Below are 17,705 nucleotides of genomic sequence, written 5' to 3'. Positions count from 1 at the left end.
GGCATCAGTTCGCGCCCATCATCATCAGATGTTCGACGCCAGGACCGAGCGCGAGCGCCGGCACGTAAGTGAGCGCACCGACCAGCAGCACCGTGCCGAGTAGCAGAACGACGAAGAGCGGCCCGTGCGTCGGCAGCGTGCCGCCGGTCACGCCGATGCGCTTCTTGGCAGCAAGCGAGCCGGCAATCGCGAGCACAGGGACGATGGTGCCAAAGCGGCCGAACCACATCGCAATTGCAGTGAGCCAGTTATAGAACGGCGTGCCCACGGTCAGGCCCGCGAACGCGCTGCCGTTGTTGTTCGCGGCCGAGCTGAACGCGTAGAGGATCTCCGAGAAGCCATGTGCGCCCGGATTGGCGATGCCCGCCTTGCCTGCGTCGCTCAGCACCGCGATCGACGTGCCGACCAGCACGAGCAACGGCGTGAGCAGAACGACGATGGACACCATCTTCATCTCGTACGCTTCGATCTTCTTGCCGACATATTCCGGCGTGCGGCCGATCATCAGACCCGCCACGAACACGGCGAGCAGCGCGAACACCAGCATGCCGTACAGACCCGAACCGACACCGCCGAAGATCACTTCGCCCAACTGCATCAGCAGCAGCGGATAAAGGCCGCCGATAGGCGTCAGCGAATCATGCGTGTTGGCGACCGCGCCGCACGAAGCCGCCGTCGTCGCGACAGTGAAGATGCCGGATTGCGCGATGCCGAATCGCGTTTCCTTGCCTTCCGCGTTGCCGCCAGACTGCATCGCGCTCGCGGACTGATCGACATGCAGCGCGGTGAAAGCCGGATTGCCGCCCTGCTCCGCTCCGATCTCGCCGAACACGCACACGCCGAACGCAATCGTCATTGCCGCGAGCACGGCCACACCCTGTTTGCGGTCCGCGATCATGCGGCCGAACACGAGCGCGAGCGCGGCCGGGATGATCAGGATCGAGAAGAGCTGCAGGAAGTTCGAGAACGGCGTCGGGTTCTCGTACGGATGCGCGGAGTTGCCGTTGAAGAAGCCGCCGCCGTTGGTGCCGATCATCTTGATCGCTTCCTGCGACGCAACCGGACCCATCGCGATGGTCTGCGTTTTGAGCGGCGTATCGACTGTCACCGCATTACCCTTCGCGTCCTTGACCGGATTGCCTTGCGCGTCGAGCTTCGGCGCGGCATAGGTCGTGGTTTGCAACGTCGGCACGTCCTTATACGCGTTGAAGTTCTGGATCACGCCCTGGCTCATCATCAGCGTCGCGACGATGAGCGACATTGGCAGCAGCACGTACAGCGTTACCCGTGTGAGATCGACCCAGAAATTGCCGATGGTTTGCGCCGTATGGCGGGCGAAGCCACGAACCAGCGCGATCACGACGACGATGCCGGTCGCCGCGGAGAAGAAGTTCTGCACCGTGAGGCCGAGCATCTGCGTGAGATAACCCACAGTTTGTTCAGGCGTGTAGTCCTGCCAGTTCGTATTGGTCACGAAGCTGATCGCGGTATTAAACGCACCGTCGACGGTCATGGCGCCGAACTGCTGCGGATTGCCGGGCAACCAGCCCTGCACACGCAACAGCAGATAAAGAAACACGACGCCCAGCGCATTGAACGCGATCGTGGCGATCGCGTAGTGCTTCCAGCTCATTTCCGTCGACGGATCGACGCCGGCGACGCGGTACAACAGCCGCTCGATGGGTCCGCCGATGCGCAGCACGCGCGAACTGCCGTCCATCACGCCGTGCAGATAGCGCGACACAGGCACCGCAGCGGCCAGCAGAACGACGATAAAGAGCGCCGCCTGCAAGACATTATTCGCGTTCATTCAATGTCCTCCGCGCGCAACAGCGCATAGACGAGGTACGCAAACAGCAGCGCGGTTGCCGCGCCGGAGAGCCACAACATCCAGTTCATGAGCGTGCTCCCTGGCCGCGACGGGACAGCATCAGCTTCTCGCAGCCGGCAATCAGTGCAAACGTCAGCGCGGTGAAAAGCGCGACGGCTACGACGTACAGCGCATCCATTTTTATTCTCCATTGACGGAATTCGGATAGCCGCAACGGTATGCGCATGCGCGTAAAGGGCTGATCAAAGCTGGGGTTCGCGATATAAAAATCGCGTAAACGCACAAGGCCGTTGCATCGCGAGATGCAACGGCCCTGGTGGCGGTCAACGGCTCGACCTGATTAGATGCTCAGGTCCGGGCTGTCAGGAAGGCGCGCGAACGCGCATGACGACTACGGTAACAGGATGGTCGACCCCGTGGTCTTGCGTGATTCGAGATCCGTATGCGCCTGAGCTACATCGGCGAGCGCGTAGCGCTGGTTGATGCTCGTCTTGACCTTGCCTGAAACCAGCACATCGAATAGTTCGGCCGACATCGCCTCGTAGTCGCTGCGTTTGCCGATATACGTGAACAGCGTGGGGCGCGTGAAGAACAGCGAGCCGCGGCCGGCGAATTCGGACGAGTCGATAGGCGGCAACGGTCCCGACGCATTGCCGAAGCTCACGAACATGCCGAGCGGCGCGAGGCAATCGAGCGAGCCCGTAAACGTATCTTTACCAATGGAGTCGTACACCACCGGCACGCCCGCGCCATTGGTGATTTCGCGCACGCGCTTCGTGAAGTTTTCACGCGTATAGACGATCGCGTGATCGCAGCCATGGGCCTTCGCGATCTCCGCTTTCTCGTCCGAGCCGACGGTGCAGATCACCGTCGCGCCCAGTGCCTTCGCCCACTGGCACACGAGCAAGCCGACCCCGCCCGCAGCCGCCTGAATCAGGATGGTGTCGCCGGCCTTGACACGATACGTGCGGCGCAGCAGGTACTGAGCGGTCAGGCCTTGCAGCATCACCGAGGCGGCCTGTTCATCGCTTACCGCGTCCGGCAACCTGATGACCTGTGCGGCCGGCAACACGCGCTCCTGCGCATAAGCGCCAGGCGGCCTTGCCACGTAGGCGACGCGATCGCCCGCTTTCAGATCGTTCACGCCGGCGCCGACCGCGATCACCTCGCCGGCTGCTTCCATGCCGAGGCCACCCGGCAGCGGCAGCGGATATAAACCGGTACGAAAGTACACGTCGATATAGTTGAGCCCGACCGCCGTCTGACGGATGCGAATTTCGCCGGCTCCGGGATCGCCCACCTCGACGTCGACCCATTTCATCACCTCGGGGCCGCCGGTTTTATCGAATCGGATTGCTTTGACCATTCGTGTCTCCTTGATTTGGAATGCGGGCTGATTGTCTGGCCGATGAGCCTCGCGTATGCAGCGTCAAACTTGTTGCGTGAGACGCAGCGTGAGGACGTCGAGAACCATGCGTGCCGTCGAGATGTTGGTCGCGCACGGAATGTTGTGTACGTCGCATGCGCGTACCAGCGCGTTGATATCCGGTTCGTGCGGTTGCGGCGTCATCGGATCGCGCAGGAAAATCACCATGTCCACGCGCCCTTCCGCCAGTTGCGCGCCGATCTGCAGGTCGCCGCCGTGCGGGCCGGACAGCATGCGCTCGACGGTCAGCCCGTGCGCTTCGCTAATACGCCCGCCGGTCGTGCCGGTTGCGACGACGTCGCAGCGCTTGAGCGTGTCGACGTATTCGCCGGCCAGTTTGACGATGTCGTCTTTCTTGTGATCGTGCGCGATCAGCGCAATGCGAGTGGTCATGACGTAAGACTCCTGGAACCGTTGTGATTGTCGTTGTTGTGATGTTGCTCGAAGTGCTGCCGTGGACCCACGGCACGCACCTACGTGAACGTATGCGTCTAGAACGTGCCGGGATAGGCGCCGCCGTCGATCAGCCAGTTCTGTCCGGTGATGTAACCCGCGTGGACGCTGCACAGAAAGGCACAGGCACGGCCGAATTCGTCGGGATTGCCGAAGCGTCCGGCGGGAATCGCCTTCATGCGCTGCGCGCGGGCTTCTTCGAGGGAAATGTTGTTCGATTTCGCTGCCGCCTGCATGGTGACGGCGATCCGGTCCGTATCGAACATGCCCGGCAGCAGGTTGTTGATCGTCACGCCGGTGGGCGCCATCTTGCGCGCGAGACCCGCGACAAAACCGGTCAGGCCCGAGCGCGCGCCGTTCGACAAGCCCAGCACGTCGATCGGCGCCTTCACGGACGAACTCGTGATGTTGACGATGCGCCCGTAGCCGCGCGCGCTCATCGAGTCGATAGTCGCCCGGATCAGCTCGATCGGCGTGAGCATGTTGCTTTCCAGCGCGCGGATCCAGTCGTCGTGCGTGAATTCGCGGAAGTCGCCGGGCGGCGGCCCGCCCGCGTTGTTCACCAGAATGTCCGGCTGCGGACAAGCCGCGAGCGCCGCTGCCCGGCCTTCGGGCGTGGTGATGTCGCATGCGACCGTCTTCACCTCGACGCCGGTTCGACGGCGAATGTCGTCGGCTGTCGCTTCGAGCGGGCCGGCAGTGCGGGCGACGATCGTCAGGTTGACGCCTTCGGCCGCGAGCGCTTCAGCACAACCACGCCCCAAACCCTTGCTCGCCGCGCATACCAGCGCTGTGCGTCCTGCAATGCCCATGTCCATGTGTGCGTTCTCCTCGCTGGCGTCTTGCTGAATGGTTGCAAAGTTTCCCCCGATTCTAGAAGAATCGGTGCCGGACTGCGCCGGGCTGTTGCAATCTCCGGTATCTTCCGGGGCCACTCTTTCGGTAAACTTGCGCCGTGGCGCGTGCGCCGGCCGTCGCAAGTTGATTGCGCTCGCCGCGCAATGCGCCGAACCGATCCCCGAATCGGCCCCGAATCGACCTTTTTGCCGCCGCTCGTGCCCCCGCCCATGACTCAGGACAGCCGTTTTCCCAACCTTTTCATCCTCGATCACCCGCTGATCCAGCACAAGCTGTCGCACATGCGTGACCGGGACACCTCGACGCGCACGTTCCGCGAACTGCTGCGCGAGATCACGCTGCTGATGGGCTACGAAATCACGCGCAATCTGCCGATGACCACCCGTCGGCTCAGCACGCCGCTCGTCGAGATCGACGCGCCGGTGATCGCCGGCAAGAAACTCGCGATCGTGCCGGTGCTGCGAGCGGGCATCGGCATGTCGGACGGCCTGCTGGAACTGGTGCCGTCGGCGCGCGTGGGTCACATCGGCGTGTATCGCGCGGAAGATCACCGGCCGGTCGAATATCTGGTGCGCCTGCCCGATCTCGAAGACCGCGTGTTCATTCTGTGCGATCCGATGGTCGCGACCGGTTATTCGGCGGTGCATGCAGTCGACGTGCTCAAGCGCCGCAACGTGGCTGGCGAGAACATCCTGTTCCTCGCGCTGGTCGCCGCGCCCGAAGGCGTGCAGGTGTTCCAGGACGCGCATCCGGACGTGAAGCTTTTCGTTGCATCGCTCGATTCGCATCTGAACGAGCACGCGTACATCGTGCCGGGCCTCGGCGATGCGGGCGACCGCTTGTTCGGCACGAAGAACTGACGAATAGAAAAATGGGGCCGGCGGCATCTCATTGCCGCCGCTGAACGCCGCGCACGCGCACTTTCTGTGCAATTCACGTCGACGTCTGCCTCTGCCGGCCCGTCCCGCCGTGATAAAATTCGAGTCCACTTAGAGGGCAGCCCCGCTTCCGGCACCTCGAGGCTCGCAGCGTGTCCTGGCGGGCAATGCACGCTGACCGGGCGAGCCAGCCATTATTTGCGGCGTTAGCCGCACGGCGCCTGCCGGCCGCGCCACAGTGCTTCGCACCCGCCAGCCGCGCCCGGCGCGATGAGACGAGACGCGGCGCGGCGCGACGCGACTTGGACTTGAGTAACGGCGGCTAAACGGACAAGGGCGCGAATTCAGCATCGAGGCGCAAAGCGGCAAGCACACGCACGAGCGCCCGGAATCGCAACGACAATTGCACAATGCGTGCGCCCCGCTGGCGCGCGCGACGGAGAAAGGTATGGCGGGTCATTCGAAATGGGCCAACATCAAGCATAAGAAAGCAGCGGCCGACGCCAAGCGCGGCAAGGTCTGGACGCGGCTCATCAAGGAAATTCAGGTCGCGGCGCGCATGGGCGGCGGCGACATCGACTCGAATCCGCGTCTGCGGCTCGCCGTCGAAAAGGCGTACGACGCCAACATGCCGAAAGACAACGTCAACCGCGCGATCCAGCGCGGCGTGGGCGGTGTGGACGGCGCGAACTACGAAGAAATTCGCTACGAAGGCTACGGCATCGGCGGTGCGGCGGTGATCGTCGACACCATGACCGACAACCGTACCCGCACGGTCGCGGAAGTGCGTCACGCGTTCTCGAAGAACGGCGGCAACATGGGCACCGACGGCTCGGTCTCGTTCATGTTCGATCACGTCGGCCAGTTCCTGTTTGCGCCGGGCACGCCTGAAGACAAGCTGATGGAAGCCGCGCTCGAAGCCGGCGCCGACGACGTCGTCACGAACGAAGACGGCAGCATTGAAGTTCTGTGCCCGCCGAACGACTTCCCGAAGGTGAAGGCCGCGCTCGAAGCCGCGGGCTTCAAGGCCGAAGTGGCCGAGGTGACGATGAAACCTCAGACGGAAGTCGAGTTCACCGGCGACGACGCGGTGAAAATGCAGAAGCTGCTCGACGCGCTGGAAAATCTGGACGACGTGCAGGAAGTCTATACAAACGCCGCGATCGCCGACGAGTGAGTGTGCTTAGGCACCGTTCGGGTTGGGCTCGCGTTGATCGACAAACCCGAACCCGCGACGGGCTGCCGGCGCGCCTTCTCGTTGCTGCTTGATTGCGGCTTGATTGCTGGTTTGCTGCTGCTTTACCGCCGCTTTATGCGGATCGTTGTGCTGAACGGGCGTTCTGGACCGAGGTGCAGGATTGTGCGCCCGCCACGTCATCGCCACTCGGGCTCGTCCCGGACTTGGTGCGCCGGCTTAAACGCCGGCGCGGGCCGACCCGGCGCGAATCTCGCTATTTATTGCACGGCTGCGCTCGCTGCTTCAGCCGTTTATCGTTTTCAAAGTCTCGGGGATTCACATGAAGTTACTCGTCGTCGGTTCCGGCGGTCGCGAACATGCGCTCGCATGGAAGCTCGCGCAATCGCCGCGGGTCCAGCTCGTCTACGTGGCTCCTGGCAACGGCGGCACCGCGCAGGACGAGCGTCTGCGCAACGTCGACATTACGGAGCCGGCCGCGCTCGCCGATTTCGTCGAGCAGGAACAGATCGCCTTCACGCTGGTTGGGCCGGAAGCGCCGCTCGCGGCAGGCATTGTCAATCTGTTCCGCTCCCGCGGCCTGAAGATTTTCGGACCGACGAAGGAAGCGGCGCAGCTCGAAAGCTCGAAAGACTTCGCGAAGGCGTTCATGAAGCGCCATGCGATCCCCACGGCCGAATACGAAACCTTCGCCGACGTCGCCGCTGCGCACGCATATCTCGAAGCCAAGGGCGCACCGATCGTCATCAAGGCTGACGGCCTCGCCGCCGGCAAGGGCGTGGTCGTCGCGCAGACGCTGGAAGAAGCGCACGCCGCGGTCGACATGATGCTGTCGGACAACAAGCTCGGCGACGCCGGCGCGCGCGTTGTGATCGAAGAGTTCCTTGCGGGCGAAGAGGCAAGCTTCATCGTGATGGTCGACGGCAAGCACGTGCTGCCGCTCGCGTCGAGCCAGGACCACAAGCGTCTGCTCGACGGCGATCAGGGCCCGAACACCGGCGGCATGGGCGCCTACTCGCCCGCGCCGATCGTCACGCCGCAACTTCATGCACGCGTGATGCGCGAAATCATCCTGCCGACCGTGCGCGGCATGGAAAAAGAAGGCATCCGCTACACGGGCTTTCTGTACGCGGGTCTGATGATCGACGCGCAAGGCAATCCCAAAACGCTCGAGTTCAACTGTCGCATGGGCGACCCCGAAACGCAGCCGATCATGGCGCGTTTGAAGGGCGACTATTCGAAGGTGGTCGAGCAGGCAATCGCAGGCACGCTGGATACGGTGGAGCTGGAGTGGGACCGCCGCACCGCGCTGGGCGTGGTGCTCGCCGCGCACAACTACCCGGATACGCCGCGCAAGGGCGACCGCATCAACGACATTCCTGCGGAGACGGCGGACTCGGTCACGTTCCATGCGGGGACCACGCTAACCGACGGCAAGCTCCTCACCTCGGGCGGCCGCGTGCTGTGTGTGGTCGGCCTGGCCGACTCGGTGCGCAGCGCGCAGTCGGTCGCGTATGAAACGATCAACCAGATCTCGTTCGACGGCATGCAGTACCGGCGCGACATCGGCTATCGCGCGCTGAACCGCAAGCACGACGCGAAGTCGGAAGGCAAGCACTGACGCGCGAGGCGCTCGCCGGTTCGCGGCGCCAGCGGCGCTACACTGCGGGTATGCGGGCGCGCCCGTTCGGCCGCGCCTTCGCGACGGCGTCTTCGAAACACAGCGCGGCGCCTCACGAGCAACCCGCGGCACCGACGTGCCGCCTTCAGCACCTGCATTGATGACCGATTCGAGCTACGACGCACAAGCCGTGCGCATCTGGCTGCAAAGCCTGCAAACGCAGATCGCGGACACGCTGGGCGCGTTCGACGGCAAGCCCTTCGCCACCGACGCATGGCAGCGCACGCCCGGCGAAAAGCTGCGCGGCGGCGGCTTCACGCGCATTCTGGAAGGCGGCAACTTCTTCGAACGTGCCGGCATTGGCTTTTCCGACGTCGCGGGCGACGCGTTGCCGGGCTCCGCGAGCGCGGCGCGTCCGCAACTGGCCGGGCGCGGCTTCGAGGCGATGGGTGTGTCTCTCGTGCTGCACCCGCACAATCCGCATTGCCCGACGGTGCATATGAACGTGCGCCTGCTGGTCGCCACCAAGCCCGGTGAAGAGCCCGTGTTCTGGTTTGGCGGCGGCATGGATCTGACGCCGTACTACGGCTACGAAGAAGACGCGCGGCATTTCCACCGCGTCTGCCGCGATGCGCTGGAGCCTTATGGCGCGGACCTGTACCCGAGCTTCAAGCGCTGGTGCGACGACTATTTCTTCCTGAAGCACAGGAACGAACCGCGCGGCATCGGCGGGATTTTTTTCGACGATTACTCGGCGCCGGGCTTCGATCAATCGTTCGCGATGCTGAGAAGCGTGGGCGAAGGATTCCTCAAAGCGTACCTGCCGATTATCGAAAAGCGCCGCAACATTCCGTACGGCGAGGCCGAGCGCGATTTCCAGGCTTACCGGCGCGGGCGCTACGTCGAGTTCAATCTGGTCTTCGACCGTGGCACACTGTTTGGGCTGCAGAGCGGTGGACGCACCGAATCGATTCTGATGTCGATGCCGCCTGTGGTGAACTGGCGCTATAACTGGCATCCCGAACCGGGCACGCCGGAAGCGCGCCTTTACACCGATTTTCTCGTGCCGCGCGACTGGGTGTGAGCGCTGCAGAATCCCGCAGACGCGCACTGCCCCGCTCCTGGCTACGACAAAGGACTTTCACCTGAAGCCGAACGCTCATCCTGTTGCACTGCCTCGCCGGATCGGTTTGCTCGGCGGCACTTTCGATCCGATCCACGACGGCCACCTTGCGCTCGCGCGGCGTTTCGCCGACGTGTTGCAACTGACCGAACTGGTGCTGATGCCGGCCGGCCAGCCGTGGCAGAAAGCGGACGTGTCGCCGGCCGTGCATCGCCTCGCCATGACACGCGCGGCGGCCGGTCAACTCGAGTTGCCGGGCGCGACGGTGCGAGTCGCAACCGACGAAATCGAACACGAAGGCCCGACCTACACTGTCGACACGCTGCAACGCTGGCGCGAACGGAAAGGCGGCGAGGTATCCATTGCATTGCTGATCGGCGCGGATCAACTGGTGCATCTCGATACATGGCGCGACTGGCGGCGCCTGTTCGACTTCGCGCACATCTGCGCGGCCACGCGGCCCGGTTTCGATCTCGCGTCGATTCCGCCCGCGGTCGCGAGAGAAATCGACGCACGCCGCGCCGGCGCCGACGTTCTGCGAGCCACGCCTTGCGGCCACTTGCTGATCGACACCACGCTTGCGTTCAACGTCTCGGCCACCGACATTCGCGCGCATCTGCGTGAACAGGTGAGCCAGCGGCTTGCCCATGTGGGCGGCGAACAACAGGGTGAGGCCGCAAGCCACGTCCCCACTGCGGTGTGGGACTACATTCTTCAACATCATTTGTACCACCGGTAAATTCATGGATATTCGCAAACTGCAACGCGTGATCGTCGACGCTCTCGAAGACGTCAAAGCGCAAGACATCAAGGTGTTCAACACCAGCCACCTGACGGCGCTGTTCGATCGCGTGATCGTCGCGAGCGGCACCTCCAACCGGCAAACCAAGGCGCTCGCTTCGAGCGTGCGCGAGGGCGTGAAGGAAGCCGGCGGCGACATCGTCAGCACCGAAGGCGAGGACATCGGCGAATGGGTGCTGGTCGATTGCGGCGACGCGATCGTCCACATCCTGCAACCGGCGCTGCGCCAGTACTACAACCTCGAGGAAATCTGGGGCGACAAGCCGGTCCGCATCAAGCTGTCTACGCCTGATCCGTTCGGCGGCGCGCGTTCGAGCGAGCCCGACGAGGACGAAGAAGACGAAGAGGCGCCGGCTGTGAAGAAGCCGGCGCGCAAGACGGCCGCGCGCCGCAAGTGAGCGGGCTTTGACCGCTCGCTGCAACCGCGTCCCAGCGGAACTGCGCGAGCGGCGCTCCTACGCATCATGAAACTGCACATCCTCGCTGTCGGCCACAAGATGCCCGACTGGATCGCTGTCGGCTTCGACGAATACGCGAAGCGCATGCCGCCGGAGCTGCGCATCGAGCTGCGCGAAATCAAGCCTGAGCAGCGGTCGTCGGGCCGTCCGGCCGAGAGCGTAATGGCCGCCGAGCGACTGAAGATCGAGGCAGCGTTGCCCAAAAACGCGCGCATCGTCGCGCTCGACGAACGCGGCAAAGACTGGACCACCATGCAACTTGCCGGCGCCCTGCCCGGCTGGCAGCAGGACGGGCGCGACGTCGCGTTTCTGATCGGCGGTGCAGACGGGCTCGATCCCGAACTCAAGGCACGTGCCGACATGATGCTGCGCGTCTCGAGCCTCACGCTGCCGCACGCAATGGTACGTGTGCTGCTCGCCGAACAGCTTTACCGCGCGTGGACCATCACGCAGAATCATCCCTATCATCGCGCGTAAGTGAGATCGATCGGGACGCCTGGCGTTTCGAGTCCCGCTGGTTTTGACGCGGGACGTTGCGACCACAGTTGCCAGCAATCGCCGGCAATTGCCTTAGTTCTTCGTTACGCTGCTGACGCGCTCCCGTAGCCTCGTGCTCGGGCGCGCCCGTTATCGCACGCCCACATAAACCGTTTGTTCGAGACAACTTCATGCCAACGTCCACCGCTTCGCTGCATCCATTCGTGTATCTCGCGTCGCAAAGTCCGCGCCGTCAGGAGTTGTTGCAACAGATCGGCGTGCGCTTCGAACTGCTGCTGCCGCGCCCCGATGAAGACGCCGAAGCGCTCGAAGCCGAATTGCCGGGCGAGCGTGCGCACGACTACGTGCAGCGCGTGTGCGTGGCCAAAGCCCGGGCCGCGCATGCCCGGCTCGTAGCCGGCAACCACGCCGCGCGACCTGTTCTGGTTGCGGATACAACCGTCACGATCGACGACGCGATTCTCGGCAAGCCGCTCGACGCCAACGATGCCGAAGCGATGCTCGCGCGGCTGTCTGGCCGCGATCACGAAGTGCTGACGGCCGTGGCGGTAGTCGATGCTTACGGCGAGCTACTGCCCGCCGCGCTGTCCACATCCACAGTGCGCTTTGCTGCGTTGCATCGAGACGCGATTCGCCGCTACGTAGCGAGCGGCGAGCCGTTCGGCAAGGCGGGAGCGTACGGCGTGCAAGGGCGCGCCGCGGAGTTTATCGAGCATATCGACGGGTCCTATTCAGGTATCATGGGTTTGCCGCTTTTTGAGACCGCTGCCCTCCTGCGTGCGGCGCGCATCGACTTCTAGAACAACACCATGAATGAAGAAATCCTGATCAATGTCACGCCGCAGGAAACGCGCGTCGCGCTCGTCCAGCAAGGCGCCGTCCAGGAACTTCACGTCGAACGAACGCTGTCGCGGGGCCGCGTCGGCAACGTCTATCTCGGCAAGGTCGTGCGCGTGTTGCCGGGCATGCAATCCGCTTTTATCGACATCGGTCTGGAGCGCGCGGCGTTTCTCCATGTAGCCGATATCTGGCACCCGCGCATTGCCGGCGAGCCCCAACATCAGACGCCGCATCAGCCGATTGAAAAAATCGTGTTCGAAGGTCAGACGCTGATGGTCCAGGTGGTGAAGGACCCGATCGGCACCAAGGGCGCGCGGCTTTCCACGCAAGTGAGCATTGCCGGGCGCACGCTCGTCTATCTGCCGCAGGAGCCGCATATCGGCATCTCGCAGAAGATCGAAAGCGAGGCCGAGCGCGAAGCCGTGCGCGCGCGTTTGACCGCCGTATTGCCTGCCGACGAGAAAGGCGGCTACATCGTGCGCACCATCGCCGAAGATGCGACGAGCGAAGAACTGGCCGCCGACGTCGCCTATCTGCGCAAGACATGGGCAACGATCCTGTCGCAAGGCCAGCGCATGCCGCCCACGAGTCTGCTCTATCAGGATCTGAATCTCGCGCAACGCGTGCTACGCGATTTCGTGAACGATGAAACATCGCGCATCCAGGTCGACTCGCGCGAGACGTATCAGATGCTTGCCGATTTCGCGGCGGAGTTCACGCCGGCGGTGTCCGCGAAACTGCATCACTACACAGGCGAGCGGCCGCTTTTCGATCTGTACAACATCGAGGCCGAAATCCAGCGCGCGTTGTCGCGCCGCGTGGATCTGAAGTCGGGCGGCTACCTGGTGATCGACCAGACCGAAGCAATGACCACCATCGACGTGAATACGGGCGGCTACGTCGGCGCGCGCAACTTCGACGACACCATCTTCAAGACGAACCTGGAAGCGGCGCATACCATTGCGCGTCAATTGCGGTTGCGCAACCTGGGCGGCGTGATCATTATCGATTTCATCGATATGGAAAACGTCGAGCATCGCGATCAGGTGCTGGGCGAGTTGAAGAAGGCATTGTCGCGCGACCGCACACGCGTGACCGTGAACGGTTTCTCGCAACTGGGACTGGTTGAAATGACACGCAAGCGCACGCGCGAATCGCTCGCGCATGTGCTGTGCGAGCCCTGCCCGGTTTGCCAGGGCAAGGGCCAGGTGAAAACGCCGCGTACCGTTTGCTACGACGTGCTGCGCGAGATATTGCGCGAATCGCGACAGTTCAATCCGCGTGAGTTTCGCGTGGTTGCGTCCCAACAGGTAATCGATCTGTTTCTCGAAGAAGAGTCCCAACATCTGGCAATGTTGATTGATTTCATCGGCAAGCCGGTGTCGTTGCAGGTGGAGTCGAATCTGAGTCAGGAGCAGTACGACATCGTTCTGATGTAGGTCCACCAGCTGAACCGGGAACCGCGCTCTCCATCGTTCAGAGACTCGACTCACGCCGATCGTGGCGCCGCCCTGCGGGCGGCGTCAGGCAATTGCGTGTCAGGAGCTAGCGCACTGGAAGCTCGCGGCCACATTGATATCTCCGCCAATGTACTTTGGCCATAGCGGATAACGGCAAAGCGGCCGCGTTCTACCGAGCGTTGCGGCGTTCAGATCGCTCATCGAGAGCGTTTCGGGCGCCTTGCCGGTCTCTACCCATTGATCGAGCGCGGAAAGGGAATCGACAGCCGGATGAAACGGTCCCGTGCCGTGTCCTACGCCCGGCATCAGGTAGAAGCGTACGAAACCATCCACCGTGCTCTGTCCGAAGCGCTGCACAAGGCCGTTGTAGTAATCCGTGCTCGAATCAGTGCTGACAATCTCGTCTGCAAGACCGTGCGTCATGATGAGCTTGCCGCCTTTCGCGACATAGGCGCTCAAGTCGGTGCTCGTCGCGTCCGTGAGCGCCGACACGGTTTGCACTCGCGACTGGTACGTACCGGGATTCAGCGGGTCGAATGTCAATGAATCGAAAGTCGGCACGCGTGTGACGAAGTACTTGACCCACTGGTCGCCCGTTACCCATTGGTTAGCGTCCTTCTTGCCGGCGGGATTCGCAGGGACTCTGGACTCGCCAAGATCGCGCGTGGTGTTCGGTCCGGCGAACACTGAACCGGCGAGAATGTTGTAGCCGGCGTAACGCGTCACGCCATTAGCGAGCGGATAAGGCAACTGCAGCGGTGCGGCAATGGTTTGCACCGTCGCGATCTGCGCGTCCGACAGACAGGTATCGCCCGAGTCCGCGCCGCTCGGGCAGCGCAGCGATGCCAGCACCGTGGCCGACTGCGCCTTGCACGCCGTCACGTTCGCGATGACGCCGTCGGCGACGCCGTCGAGCGCATCGCATGCGGTCATGACCGCGTTCTGCAGCAACACCGTTTTCGCCACATCGAGCCAACCCGCACCGCTATTCAGATACAGCGCCCGGCCGAGCACGACATTGCTCAGACGAAGCCCCGTATAGTTGAGCGCGGGACGGTTTACTACGATGCCCTCGTAGTCTTGCGGCCAGCGCTGCGCTTCGCTCAGACCATCGCGTCCACCCGTCGAACTGCCGAAGAAATAGACCTTGTCGGGCGCGCTCGCATAACGCTTTTTGATCAGGGTCATGGCGACGTCGTGTGTCTTCTTGAGGCTCAAGCCGCCGTAATTTGCAAGCGACTCGTCGTTGGCGGCGAACTTGCCGTCCGTAATGCTCGAACTCTGATGCCCCGAGTCGTCGCCGAAGGTCGCGTAGCCGTTTGCGAGCGGCGTGGATGTGCCGGTCGGGGCCATGTCGAGCGGATCGACACCGGTGATCAGCGTGCCGTCGAAACCGCCGCCGCCATAATGCAGCGCCTTACGATTCCACCTGGTCGGCAGATTGACCTGGAATTTGATGGAAGGCGCAGCCGGGTCGACCGGTGCGATTGCACCGTTCACCTGGCAGTATTCGCCGCTCGTTTCCACTAGCGTCGCGCTGGTAATCGTCGCGCCGCTGGTCGGTACAGCAATCGAGGACGCCGGAATCGACAGCCCGCTCAACCCGCTGCATTGCGTGGCCGCCGTGGGCGCAGGCGTCGACCCGCCCGGATTCTCGCTGGTCGGTCCATTGCCGCCGCATCCGCTGATGCAAAAGGTGAAGGCGAGCGCCCACCCGAGCGATCTTCTGATCATCTTCGTCTCCTGAAACGATTGGCTGGTTATGTTGTTGCTATGCGTCCGCGCCGCTGTCGCTATTCGAGCGCGCGGCCCTCGTGCACGACGCCGGTGTCGATAAGCCGTGCAGTTGTGCCGAAGAGCGCCTGCACACCTGCCTGCGACACGAACATCGCGTCACCGCTGTGCGCCGCGCCCGCCACCTCATACAGTTGATGACGCAACTGCGGATGCCGTCTGCGCAGATAGGCAAAATAGGCGCGGCCCCTTGCGAGTCGATGCGGGCCCTGCAGCATGGCTTCGCATGAGCGGTCGAGAGCCGGATGCGCCGGATCGTTGTCGTGCGTGCCGAGCAGATAAGTGACGTCGCGATCGACATAACGGTATTCGAGCTGTTGGACATCCAGTCCCTTCGCATAGCGCGGCAACCCTTCCGTGCCGTACTTCCATGCGTTGAACCCGGTGCAGGCGGCGCGTGCGTCAGCGCTCGATCCGTCTGCATAGTGCGGACGCCACGCGTCGAAGTACACATACGACGACGGATTCGCAATGACATAACGCACGCTCACTCCCGCCGCCCTGCAACGTGCGGCGGCGTCGCTGAGTATCGCGTGACGATGCGCGACCTGCGCCCCGCCGGAATGCCCGGCAACGATGATCTCCCGCACGTTCGGGTATGCGTCGTCACGCACGTAGTGTTCGATCAGCGCGTCGAGTACGTCGAAAGAGCTTAGCGGCGCAGGCCCAATCGCATCGAGACCGCCCATCCACGAGGTCCACTCCCAGTGCAGACAGTCGGCCGGCAACGAATGATGCTGGACATCGGCCGTCGCCAGAAACTGGGGTACGACGAGGATCACGCTATCGGGCTCAACAGTCGACGACGCCAGTGCGCACTGTGTGGATTGCAGGTACGCATCCGCATCACGAAGTCTTCCGTGCAGCATCACGACCACCCGAGTCGCTTGAGTGGGCCGCGTACTGCCGCCTTTGAAAAGCGGAACGGCTGCCTCACCGCGCGCGTTCGATACGATCAACCGTTCGCTGGCTATCACCTGCACAGGCACTTCGTTGCGTGGCCTTGCATCGCTGTCCATTACAAGATTCATCGCGCCGCTCATTGACCGTCGGCCAGCCAGAGATCGGGCTTGCGAACCAGGCGCCGCCCGGAGGCCGTCAGTCCAACAAGCAGCAGCGAAATGACGCCTGCGCAGATCAGATACCACGCCGGGACCAACCGCGAGCCGGTGACGTCGATTAACGTCGAAACCGTGAGGGGCGCAAGACCGCCGAAGAGCGTGACCGCCACGTTGTACGAGAGCGCAACGCCTGTGGAGCGCGTCGAGGTCGGAAAGAGCTGCGTGAGCATGCCGGGGTGCGCACCGGACATGAGGCTAAGTACGACAGTCGCAATCATTTGCGCGGTGAACACACGTTCAGCGGACGGCGCCGCGAGCACCCATGCAAAGAGCGGATAGGCAACGCACACCCACGCTATCGCGACCGGGAAAAACAGACGATATGCGCCGAAACGGTCGGCAAGACGCCCCGCCAGCGGATAGCCGGCAATCCCAATCAGGCCAGAGATGGCCGTTCCGAACAGCGCATTTTTCAGCGGCAAATGCAGCTGATGCTCGACATATAGCGGCATGTACGAATGCCACAGGTAATTCGTTGCGGCCCCAACGATGATGACGCCCATCGCGCACAGCGCCGCGTCGCCGCGCTCACGAATGAACGTGCGAAGCGACTGGCGCGGTGCGTGTCCGAGCCGCTCGCGCAGCTGAAGAAACTCCGGCGACTCACCCACCTTGTGCCGGATATAGAAGCCCACCGGACCGACGAGCGCGCCGAGCAGGAACGGGACGCGCCAGCCCCACGACACGAGCGATTCGTGCGAGAGCCGCGTGGTGAGGAGCAACGCGCAGAGCGACGAGAGCAGGAGCGCGACGGCCTGCGACGTCATTTGAAAACTACCGAAGAACATCTTGCGCCGAGGCGGCGCATATTCCGTGAGCATTGCAGCTGCGGTTGCGAACTCTCCGCCCACCGACAGCCCCTGCAGAATGCGCGCGACGATCACAATGAGCGGCGCAGCAATGCCGATAGTCGCGTAGCCGGGTGTCAGGCCCATCATCAGCGTACTCAGCGCCATCAGAAGAATCAGCAGCGACAGCGTCTTGCGGCGCCCGTAACGATCGGCGCACGCGCCGATAACAATGCCGCCGAGCGGCCGCACCAGGAAGCCAATTGCAAACGTGGCCAGCGTCAATGTGATCGACACAAAGCTGTTGTTCGCGGGAAAGTACACCTGTGCAATGACCTTGGCGAAATACCCGTAGATCAGGAAGTCGAACCACTCAAGACCATTGCCGATGACTGAAGCGAGCACCGCGCGGCGCATCTGTGAACGGCTGAGAGGTGGCGCGGCCGCAGCGGGCGTGACCGCTTGCATAACGGTTTGCATGTGTCTCCTTTGTATTCGGCTGCCTGCAAATAGAGAGTACGTGCGGCAGTCACCAATGTAAAATACATATGAGGCGCGGT

Annotated in this window: 18 protein-coding genes; 9 read left to right on the top strand and 9 right to left on the bottom strand. The window is 63.0% G+C overall.

Going from position 1 to position 17,705, the window contains the following annotated elements:
- Positions 1-4: 4 nt before the first annotated feature.
- From kdpA to H281_RS0123280, 6 genes are all read right to left on the bottom strand, one after another.
- Entirely contained in the window at positions 5-1,810 is a 1,806-nt protein-coding gene (gene kdpA, locus H281_RS0123305) for a potassium-transporting ATPase subunit KdpA (protein WP_020069548.1), read from the bottom strand.
- The gene (gene kdpF, locus H281_RS0123300) at positions 1,807-1,899 is read right to left on the bottom strand and encodes a K(+)-transporting ATPase subunit F (protein ID WP_020069547.1); all 93 of its coding nucleotides are present in this window, start codon (positions 1,897-1,899) and stop codon (positions 1,807-1,809) included. Before kdpF ends, kdpA begins: the two co-directional genes overlap by 4 nt.
- A complete protein-coding gene (locus H281_RS0123295; RefSeq protein WP_020069546.1) occupies positions 1,896-2,009 on the bottom strand; it encodes a hypothetical protein in 114 nt (37 codons plus the stop codon). Before H281_RS0123295 ends, kdpF begins: the two co-directional genes overlap by 4 nt.
- 213 nt (positions 2,010-2,222) lie before the next feature.
- Positions 2,223-3,197 (bottom strand): quinone oxidoreductase family protein, encoded by a 975-nt coding sequence (locus H281_RS0123290; protein ID WP_020069545.1) that lies wholly within the window; start codon positions 3,195-3,197, stop codon positions 2,223-2,225.
- 63 nt (positions 3,198-3,260) lie between these two features.
- Positions 3,261-3,650, bottom strand: a complete 390-nt coding sequence (locus tag H281_RS0123285; RefSeq protein ID WP_020069544.1) for a methylglyoxal synthase — start codon at positions 3,648-3,650, stop codon at positions 3,261-3,263.
- A 98-nt stretch (positions 3,651-3,748) separates the two neighbouring features.
- Positions 3,749-4,528, bottom strand: a complete 780-nt coding sequence (locus tag H281_RS0123280; protein WP_020069543.1) for an SDR family oxidoreductase — start codon at positions 4,526-4,528, stop codon at positions 3,749-3,751.
- Positions 4,529-4,777: 249 nt separating this feature from the next.
- On the opposite strand from H281_RS0123280, the gene upp reads away from it, so the two are divergent.
- The 9 genes from upp (at position 4,778) to rng (ending at position 13,421) form a co-directional block, all read left to right on the top strand.
- Complete coding sequence (gene upp, locus H281_RS0123275) at positions 4,778-5,428, top strand: uracil phosphoribosyltransferase (protein ID WP_027776630.1); 651 nt, start codon at positions 4,778-4,780, stop codon at positions 5,426-5,428.
- Between the two features lie 466 nt (positions 5,429-5,894).
- Positions 5,895-6,623 (top strand): YebC/PmpR family DNA-binding transcriptional regulator, encoded by a 729-nt coding sequence (locus tag H281_RS0123270; protein WP_013339911.1) that lies wholly within the window; start codon positions 5,895-5,897, stop codon positions 6,621-6,623.
- 340 nt (positions 6,624-6,963) lie between these two features.
- Positions 6,964-8,262 (top strand): phosphoribosylamine--glycine ligase, encoded by a 1,299-nt coding sequence (gene purD / locus H281_RS0123260; protein ID WP_020069540.1) that lies wholly within the window; start codon positions 6,964-6,966, stop codon positions 8,260-8,262.
- Between the two features lie 160 nt (positions 8,263-8,422).
- Entirely contained in the window at positions 8,423-9,346 is a 924-nt protein-coding gene (hemF, locus tag H281_RS0123255; RefSeq protein WP_020069539.1) for an oxygen-dependent coproporphyrinogen oxidase, read from the top strand.
- 61 nt (positions 9,347-9,407) lie between these two features.
- Positions 9,408-10,124, top strand: a complete 717-nt coding sequence (locus H281_RS0123250; protein ID WP_051121026.1) for a nicotinate-nucleotide adenylyltransferase — start codon at positions 9,408-9,410, stop codon at positions 10,122-10,124.
- Between the two features lie 4 nt (positions 10,125-10,128).
- A complete protein-coding gene (rsfS, locus tag H281_RS0123245; RefSeq protein WP_020069537.1) occupies positions 10,129-10,584 on the top strand; it encodes a ribosome silencing factor in 456 nt (151 codons plus the stop codon).
- A gap of 66 nt (positions 10,585-10,650) precedes the next feature.
- Positions 10,651-11,121 carry a 23S rRNA (pseudouridine(1915)-N(3))-methyltransferase RlmH gene (gene rlmH / locus H281_RS0123240; protein WP_020069536.1) on the top strand — a complete coding sequence of 157 codons (471 nt, stop codon included), beginning with the start codon at positions 10,651-10,653 and terminating at the stop codon, positions 11,119-11,121.
- Positions 11,122-11,312: 191 nt separating this feature from the next.
- Positions 11,313-11,942, top strand: coding sequence for a Maf family protein (locus tag H281_RS0123235; RefSeq protein WP_020069535.1), 630 nt, complete (start codon positions 11,313-11,315; stop codon positions 11,940-11,942).
- A 9-nt stretch (positions 11,943-11,951) separates the two neighbouring features.
- Entirely contained in the window at positions 11,952-13,421 is a 1,470-nt protein-coding gene (rng, locus tag H281_RS0123230; protein WP_020069534.1) for a ribonuclease G, read from the top strand.
- Between the two features lie 99 nt (positions 13,422-13,520).
- Here rng and H281_RS0123225 read toward each other — a convergent pair whose 3' ends face one another.
- Genes H281_RS0123225 through H281_RS0123215 form a run of 3 tightly spaced genes read right to left on the bottom strand, consistent with a single transcriptional unit; the run spans position 13,521 to position 17,625 of the window.
- Positions 13,521-15,176, bottom strand: a complete 1,656-nt coding sequence (locus H281_RS0123225) for a tannase/feruloyl esterase family alpha/beta hydrolase (RefSeq protein ID WP_020069533.1) — start codon at positions 15,174-15,176, stop codon at positions 13,521-13,523.
- A gap of 59 nt (positions 15,177-15,235) precedes the next feature.
- The gene (locus H281_RS0123220; protein ID WP_020069532.1) at positions 15,236-16,279 is read right to left on the bottom strand and encodes a hypothetical protein; all 1,044 of its coding nucleotides are present in this window, start codon (positions 16,277-16,279) and stop codon (positions 15,236-15,238) included.
- On the bottom strand, positions 16,276-17,625 hold the full coding sequence (locus H281_RS0123215) for an MFS transporter (protein WP_020069531.1): 1,350 nt from the start codon (positions 17,623-17,625) through the stop codon (positions 16,276-16,278). The genes H281_RS0123220 and H281_RS0123215 overlap by 4 nt, the downstream gene beginning before the upstream one ends.
- Between the last annotated feature and the right edge of the window lie 80 nt (positions 17,626-17,705).

The sequence above is a fragment of the Paraburkholderia caledonica genome, from assembly GCF_000383275.1.
In the GTDB taxonomy this organism is placed as follows: domain Bacteria; phylum Pseudomonadota; class Gammaproteobacteria; order Burkholderiales; family Burkholderiaceae; genus Paraburkholderia; species Paraburkholderia caledonica.
Note: the sequence above shows the minus strand (reverse complement) of the source record. Positions and strands in the feature narration are given on the sequence as shown.